Origin of the sequence: Streptomyces sp. NPDC127098 (assembly GCF_042722465.1) — a bacterium.
Lineage (GTDB): Bacteria > Actinomycetota > Actinomycetes > Streptomycetales > Streptomycetaceae > Streptomyces > Streptomyces millisiae.
This window is the reverse complement of record NZ_JBHXFJ010000130.1, coordinates 1-6,823: the sequence shown is the minus strand read 5'-3', so window position 1 is coordinate 6,823 and position 6,823 is coordinate 1. Positions and strand designations below refer to the sequence as shown.

Below are 6,823 nucleotides of genomic sequence, written 5' to 3'. Positions count from 1 at the left end.
CGGCACGACCGCAGGCCGGCACGACCGCAGGCCGGCACGACCGCAGGCCGGCACGGCCGCAGGCCCGACCTCGGCGGCTGCGCCGCCTGGTCGGCCTGCGGGCCACCGCCCGCTCACAGAATGGTCAGTCGGCGGCAGCCGCCGTCGCGGCCGCCGCGGTGAGGCGGTGGCGGTGGTGCCGCCGGCAGAGCACCTCGTAGCCGACCTCGGCCGTCGCCGCCGCGCCGACGTCGCCGACGACCACCTGCGCGCCCTCCACCACCATCCGGCCGCCCTCCGTGCGCGCGTTGTGCGTGGCGCGGGCCCCGCACCAGCACAGCGCCTCGACCTGCAGCACCTCGACCCGGTCGGCCAGCTCGATCAGCCGCTGGGAGCCGGGGAACAGCTTGGTGCGGAAGTCCGTGGCGATGCCGAAGGCGTAAACGTCGACGCCCAGGTCGTCGACGACCCGGGCGAGCTGGTCCACCTGCTCGGGCGAGAGGAACTGCGCCTCGTCCGCGATCACGTAGTCCACGCGCTCGCCGGCCGCGAGGCAGCCGACCAGGTGGGCGTGGAAGTCGAACTTCTCGTCGGCCTCGGTCGCCTGCGTGACCAGGCCGAGCCTCGACGACAGCAGGCCCTCGCCGGCCCGGTCGTTCCGCGTGAATATCAGCCCCCGCAGGCCCCGCGCCGAGCGGTTGTGCTGGATCTGGAGGGCGAGCGTGGACTTCCCGCAGTCCATCGTGCCGGAGAAGAAGGCGAGTTCGGCCAAGGGTTCCTGCTCCAAGTTGGTGCTTCGGGCGACTTCAGGTGCGGACTTCGAGGAGCGGCACCAGCTGCTCGGCCGGCGTCACCGAACCGTGCATGCCGACGAGCGCGGACTCCCTGGGCTCGGATTCGCCGGCGACGACGGCGGCGTTCCCCGTCATGGCGACGACCACGTCCCCGACGCGCTCCCGCACCCTGGGCTCCAGGTCCACGCCCGGGGGCCCGAACCAGCCGAGCTCGACGGCCTCGTCCCTGGTCACCACCCAGGCGTGCTCGGCGAGCACCTCGCGCCAGACGGCGTGCACGTCGGCGGCCGCGCCCGGCACCGCGTAGAGGTGGCGGGCGCGGCCCTCGCCGCCGAGGCGGGCGACGCCGGCCCGCAGCTCCCAGTCCTCGTCGAAGTCGAAGCGGGCCTCGGCGGTGTCGGGCACGTCGACCATGCCGTGGTCGGCCGTGATGTAGAGCGCCGAGCGGGGCGGCAGCTGCTCGGCGAGGCGCTGCGCCAGGCCGTCCACGTAGGCGAGTTCGGCGAGCCACGCGGCCGAGGTCATGCCGAGCCGGTGGCCCACGCCGTCGAGTTCGGCGTAGTAGGTGTAGACGAGGGCCCGGTCGGCGACGGCGAGGCGGCCGGCCGCCAGGTCCATCCGCTCGCCCGCGTCCCGGCGGCCGAGGAAGGTGCCGCCGGAGAGCGCGACCCGGGTGAGTGGGGTGTGCTCGAAGTGTGGCGCGGTGACCTGGGCGGCGGCGACGCCGACCGCCTGGGCGCGCTGGAAGATGGTCGGGTGCGGCTGCCAGAGCGCCGGGTCGGTCCACGGGTCCCAACGCAGCTGGTTCATCAGCTCGCCGGTGGCCGGGTCCCGGACCTTGTATCCGGCGAGGCCGTGCGCGGCGGGCGCGAGGCCGGTGCCGACGGAGGCGAGGGAGGTGGCGGTGGTGGCGGGGAAGCCGGCCGTGATGGGGCGGCCCGTGCCGGCGCGGGAGGACGGCAGCAGCGAGGTGAGGAACGGCGCCCGGTCCGGGTGGGCCCGCAGCGCCTCCCAGCCGAGGCCGTCCACCAGGAAGACGCAGACCCGGTCGGCCGGCGGCAGCTGGAGGCGTGAGGAGAGCCCGGGGACGCCGAGCCCGGCCGCGGCGGCTGGCAGCACGTCGGCGAGTGATCCCGTGCCGTACTCCGGGGCCGGGGCCAGGCGCGGATCGAGCGGCGCCGGATCTCCGGCTGGGGACGGCTCCGTCTCCCAGCGCCCCGACCGGGGGTGGGTCACCTGGCGGACACCGCCGTCGCCTCGGAGAGGGCCTGGGCGAACTCCAGCGTCTGACGGACCGTCTCCGGGCCGTCCCCGGCCTCGCTGATGCGCAGCGACAGGTCGTCGGCGGTGGCGGATCCCGTGTAGCCGTGGTCCGCCTCGCAGTTGGGGTCGCCGCAGTTGGCCGGCTCCATGTCGATCCGGGAGACGGCGCCCCAGCCGATGGTGAGCACGACCTCGCGGGGCAGCGTGCCCGGCACGTAGGACTGGGGGTCGGAGACGACGCGGCTGAGCACCACGGAGGAGATCCGGGACAGCTTCACGGACTCGGTGGAGGTGGTGGCGTAGGGCGCGGGGGCCGAGCTGTCGGCCGACTGCTCGTCGGTGTGGCTGACGATGAACCGGGTCCCGGTCAGCACCAGCACGGTGGCGTGCCGGCGGACCTCGTTGCTGTCGAAGGTCGTCTCCTGGTGGACGAGGAAGGAGGTGACGGGCTCCCGCCCGACGGCCGCCTCCACCGCCTCCGCGACCAGCGCGGGGTAGTAGCCGCTGCGCTCGATTGCCTCCCGCAGCCCCTGGGACGTCGTACCGGTCTTCGCCATGCGGTCCATCCTACGGGTCACCTCGGACGGTGGTGGGGCCGTTGTCCGGTCTGTTCTCGGGGGGCTGACGCGCGGATACCGGGCCGCCTAGAACGCGGGCAGCCGGCGCGGCCCCAGGTCCAGGCGGGGTGGCGGGGAGGCCACCCGGATCGTGGCGCCGAGCACGGTGACGCCGTGCGGAGCGACGACCACCGGCTCGAGTTCGACGGCGGCGATCTCGGGGCGGTCGTCGAGCAGCCGGCCGAGGCGCAGCAGCGTCTCCTCCAGGGCGGCGGTGTCGACGGGCCTGGCGCCGCGCCAGCCGAACAGCATGGGGGCGGCCCTGATGGCGCGCACCAGCTCGCGCACGTCCCGGTCGGTGACGGGGAGCAGCCGGTGGGCGACGTCGCCGAGGAGTTCGGCCGGGGCACCGGCGAGGCCGAACGAGAGCACGGCGCCGACGGCGGGGTCCACGGTGGCCCGCACCACGGTGTCCACGCCGCGTGGGGCCATCCGCTGGACGACGGGCCGCAGTTCCGCCGGGTCGCCGAGCTGCCGGGTGAGCTCGGCGTAGGCGCGGCGCAGTTCGCCCTCGGTGGTCAGGTCGAGCCGGACGCCGCCGAGGTCGGGGCGGTGGCGCAGCCGGGGCGCGGTGGTCTTGAGGGCGACGGGGAAGCCGATGCGGCGGGCGGCGGCGACGGCGGCGCGGGCGTCGGGCGCGGGGTGGGCGGGCAGCAGCGGGATGCCGTAGGCGGTGAGCACCCGGTGGGTGGCGACGTGGTTGAGGGTGACGGTGCGGTGCGGGTCGAGGGCGGTGACGACGTGTTCGGCCGCGGCGTCCTCGTCGATGTCGGTGAAGGCCGGCTGCTCCCCCGGGTGGGCGGCGGAGGCCCGCCACTCGGCGTGCCCGACGGCCTTGGCGAGGGCGCGGACGGCGCGCTCGGCCGAGGGGTAGACGGGGATGCCGCGGGTGGTGAGCGCGGTGGCGAGGTCGTCGAGGGCGAGTTGGGCGACGACGACGGGCTTGCCGGTGGCGGCGTCGGCGAGCGCGGTGCCCAGCGCGGGCGCGAGGTCGGCGAGCAGCCGGGCGGTGTGGTCGCCGGCGGCGCCGGGGGTCTCGCTCACGGTGGGGACGACGGCGACGACGGCCGCGTCGACGCCCGGGTCGGCGAGGGCCGCCGCCAGGGCGGCGCCGAAGTCGGCGGGCCGGGCGGTCGGGCCGAGTCCCTGCGGGTCGAGGGGGCGCAGCCGGTGGGCGCGGCAGGCGTCGTGGGTGACGAGGCCGAGGGCCTCGGCGTTGCTGACGACGGCGACGCGCGGGCCCTGGGGCAGCGGCTGGTGGGCCAGCAGCAGCCCGATGTCGAGCAGTTCGGTCGCGGTGTCCGCCTCGATCACGCCGGCCTGGCCGAGCAGCGCGGAGACGGTCGCCTCGGAGGCGTGTCCGGCAGGGACGGCGTGGCCGTGCGGCGGGGTGCCGCCGCTGTGCCGGCCGCCGCGCACGACCACGACGGGGGTGCCGGCGGCCGCAGTGCGCCGGGCGATGCGGGTGAACTTGCGGGGGTTGCCGACCGATTCGAGGTACATCAGGGCGACGCCGGTGGCCGGGTCGTCGTCCCAGTACTGGAGCAGGTCGTTGCCGGAGAGGTCGGCGCGGTTGCCGGCGGAGACGAAGGTGGAGAGTCCCGCGCCGCGGCGGGCCAGCTCGTCGAGGACGGCGATGCCGATGGCCGCCGACTGGGTGAAGAGGCCGATCCGGCCGGCCGCCGGGAGCCGGGGCGCGGGGCTGGCGTTGAGCCGGACCTCCGGGTCGGTGTTGATCAGGCCGAAGGCGTTGGGACCCACGATGCGCATGCCGTGGGAGCGGGCGAGGTGGACGAGCTCGCGCTGCTGTTCCCTGTCGTGTCCCGCGGCGAGCACCAGGAGTCCGGCGACGCCGGCCCTGGCGCAGTCGGCGACGGCGCCGGCGACCCGGGACGCGGGAACCGCGAGCACGGCGAGGTCGACGGGGCCGTCGATGTCGGTGACCCGGCGGTGGGCGGGCGCGCCGCCGAGCTCGGTCGTGGACTCGGGCAGCGCGGCGTTGACGGCGTGGACGGAGCCGGTGAAGCCGCCGGCGAGCAGCCCGGCGAGCACGGCGCGGCCGGCGCCTCCCGGGCGGCGCCCCACGCCCACGACGGCGACGGAGGCCGGGGCGAGCAGGCGGTGCACGGAGCGGGCCTCGGCGCGCTGCTCGCGGGCGCGCATGACGGCCAGGGAGCGGGCGGTGGGCTCCAGGTCGAGGGTGAGGTGGAGGGAGCCGTCGGCGAAGCTGCGCCGCTGGGAGTAGCCGGCGTCGGTGAAGACCTTGGCCATCCGGGTGTTGGCGGGCAGCAGCTCGGCCTCGAAGCGGCGGATGCCGCGTTCCCTGGCGACGGCGGCGAGGTGTTCGAGCAGGACGGAGGCGAGGCCGCGGCCCTGGTGGGCGTCCTGGACGAGGAAGGCGACCTCGGCGCGGTCGGCGGGCGCGGCGGCGGCGCGGCCGTGCTCGTCGATCCGGTCGTACCGCACGACGGCGATGAACTCGCCGCCCACGGTGGCGGCCAGTCCGACGCGGTCCACGTAGTCGTGGTGGGTGAACCGGTGCACGTCTCGATCGGAGAGCCGGGGGTAGGGGGCGAAGAAACGGTAGTACTTCGACTCGTCGGAGACCCGCTCGTAGAAGGCGACAAGCCGGTCGGCGTCCGCCGGGGTGATGGGCCGGAGCCGGGCCGTGCCGCCGTCGCGCAGCACGACGTCGGCCTCCCAGTGGGCGGGGTAGGGCGGCTGGGCGGGCGTCCGCATGGCATCAGCGTACGGTTGGGTCTGCCGGGACGGCGGCCCGGCGTACAGCACAACCGTTCCACCCTGTTCGAACCGAAGGGCACCATCATGGTTGAGCGACGCGTCACCATCGGCTGGGCGGAGGGACTGCACGCCCGGCCCGCCTCGATCTTCGTCCGGGCCGCTACGGCCACGGGCGTGCCGATGACCATCGCCAGGAAGGGCGGCACCCCGGTGAACGCCGCGTCGATGCTCGCGGTGCTGAGCCTGGGCGCCGAGGGCGGCGAGGAGGTGGTGCTCGCGTCGAGCGCCGATGACGCCGAGGGCGCCGCGGCCGCCGAGGCGGCGGTCGACCGGCTCGCGCGACTGGTTTCCGAAGGGCTCGAGGAGCTGCCGGAAACGGTGTGACGCCGGCGCCGCGATAAATGCGCCGGGCGCCGGTCCCGAATTCCGGGCACCGAAATCGGGGGGCGCGATTCCGGCGACGGAATTCGCAACCCTTTCGCATATGTGTATACGGCAGCTGTTAAATCTGGCCGCGCACCGTGTTTACAGCAGGTTTCTGGGTTCTCACGGCGCCCACCCTGGTCTGCTTGCGGGCCGGGGTCGACCGCTCGAGCTGCGCGGCCGAGAGGGCCCGCGCCCGCTCCGCGTCGCCCCGGGCGATGGCGTCCACGAGGGCGCCGCGCTCCTGCCACAGCACCACGGCGCGGGAGACGGGCTCGCCCGTGTAGAGCCAGGTGATCTTGCGCCGCAACTGCACCAGCAGGGTGGTCAGTCCTGGGCTGCAGGTGGCCTGGGCGACGGTCTCGTGGAACCAGTCGCCGAGCGACCGCAGGTCGGATTCCTGCCCCTGGCCTGCGCGCTGGCGCCCGAGGCGCACGAGCCCGCGCAACACCTTGAGGTGAGCCTCCGTGCGCCGCTGCGCGGCGCGCGCCGCGCCGAGCGGCTCCAACAGCGCCCGTACGTCGAGCAGATCGGCCGCCTCGCGCTCCCCCGGCTGGGCCACGCAGGCGCCCGCGTGGCGGCGCGAGGTGACGAACCCCTCGGACTCCAGGGTGCGCAGCGCCTCGCGGACCGGCACCCGGGACACCCCGTACCGCTGGGCCAGCTGCTCCTCGGCGAGCCGGGCGCCCGGGGGGAGGACGCCGCTCACAATGTCGTCACGGATCGCCGTGCATACCGTGTGCGCGGAGATACGCATGACAAACCCCCACAGACATAGCCGGCGTCAGCCCTGTTGCATTTCTACCGGGTCACTCCACCGAACTGTATGGCAAAAACCCGGGAATGCCGATAGCGCCTCTGGAAAACCCGGCGCCTTTCGGACGTTTACCCGTAACGCCGGCGGCCCCGTGACCCGGGGGTCACGGGGGCGCCCCCCGACCGCCCCCCCCGCAGCCGGTGTATTATAAAAAAAGGACGCGGCCGGAGAATTTTGGTGTGTGTTTG

Annotated in this window: 6 protein-coding genes; 1 reads left to right on the top strand and 5 read right to left on the bottom strand. The window is 75.0% G+C overall.

All coding sequences use genetic code 11. The annotated features are described in order from the left end of the window. Positions 1 to 124: 124 nt before the first annotated feature. From ACFWI8_RS35965 to ACFWI8_RS35950, 4 genes are all read right to left on the bottom strand, one after another. Positions 125 to 751, bottom strand: a complete 627-nt coding sequence (locus ACFWI8_RS35965; RefSeq protein ID WP_387100388.1) for a thymidine kinase — start codon at positions 749 to 751, stop codon at positions 125 to 127. Positions 752 to 785: 34 nt separating this feature from the next. Next, a complete protein-coding gene (locus ACFWI8_RS35960) occupies positions 786 to 2,009 on the bottom strand; it encodes an alkaline phosphatase family protein (protein ID WP_387100386.1) in 1,224 nt (407 codons plus the stop codon). Continuing rightward, positions 2,006 to 2,593: a DUF5998 family protein gene (locus ACFWI8_RS35955; protein ID WP_387100384.1), complete on the bottom strand. Its 588-nt coding sequence runs from the start codon at positions 2,591 to 2,593 to the stop codon at positions 2,006 to 2,008. The genes ACFWI8_RS35960 and ACFWI8_RS35955 overlap by 4 nt, the downstream gene beginning before the upstream one ends. Before the next feature lie 87 nt (positions 2,594 to 2,680). Beyond that, on the bottom strand, positions 2,681 to 5,392 hold the full coding sequence (locus ACFWI8_RS35950) for a GNAT family N-acetyltransferase (protein ID WP_387100382.1): 2,712 nt from the start codon (positions 5,390 to 5,392) through the stop codon (positions 2,681 to 2,683). Positions 5,393 to 5,479: 87 nt separating this feature from the next. Between ACFWI8_RS35950 and ACFWI8_RS35945 the strand changes: the two genes are divergently transcribed. Next, complete coding sequence (locus ACFWI8_RS35945) at positions 5,480 to 5,779, top strand: HPr family phosphocarrier protein (protein ID WP_311600743.1); 300 nt, start codon at positions 5,480 to 5,482, stop codon at positions 5,777 to 5,779. A 118-nt stretch (positions 5,780 to 5,897) separates the two neighbouring features. Here the strand turns inward: ACFWI8_RS35945 and ACFWI8_RS35940 are convergent, their stop codons facing one another. Then, entirely contained in the window at positions 5,898 to 6,575 is a 678-nt protein-coding gene (locus tag ACFWI8_RS35940; RefSeq protein ID WP_387100380.1) for a GntR family transcriptional regulator, read from the bottom strand. Positions 6,576 to 6,823 lie beyond the last annotated feature (248 nt).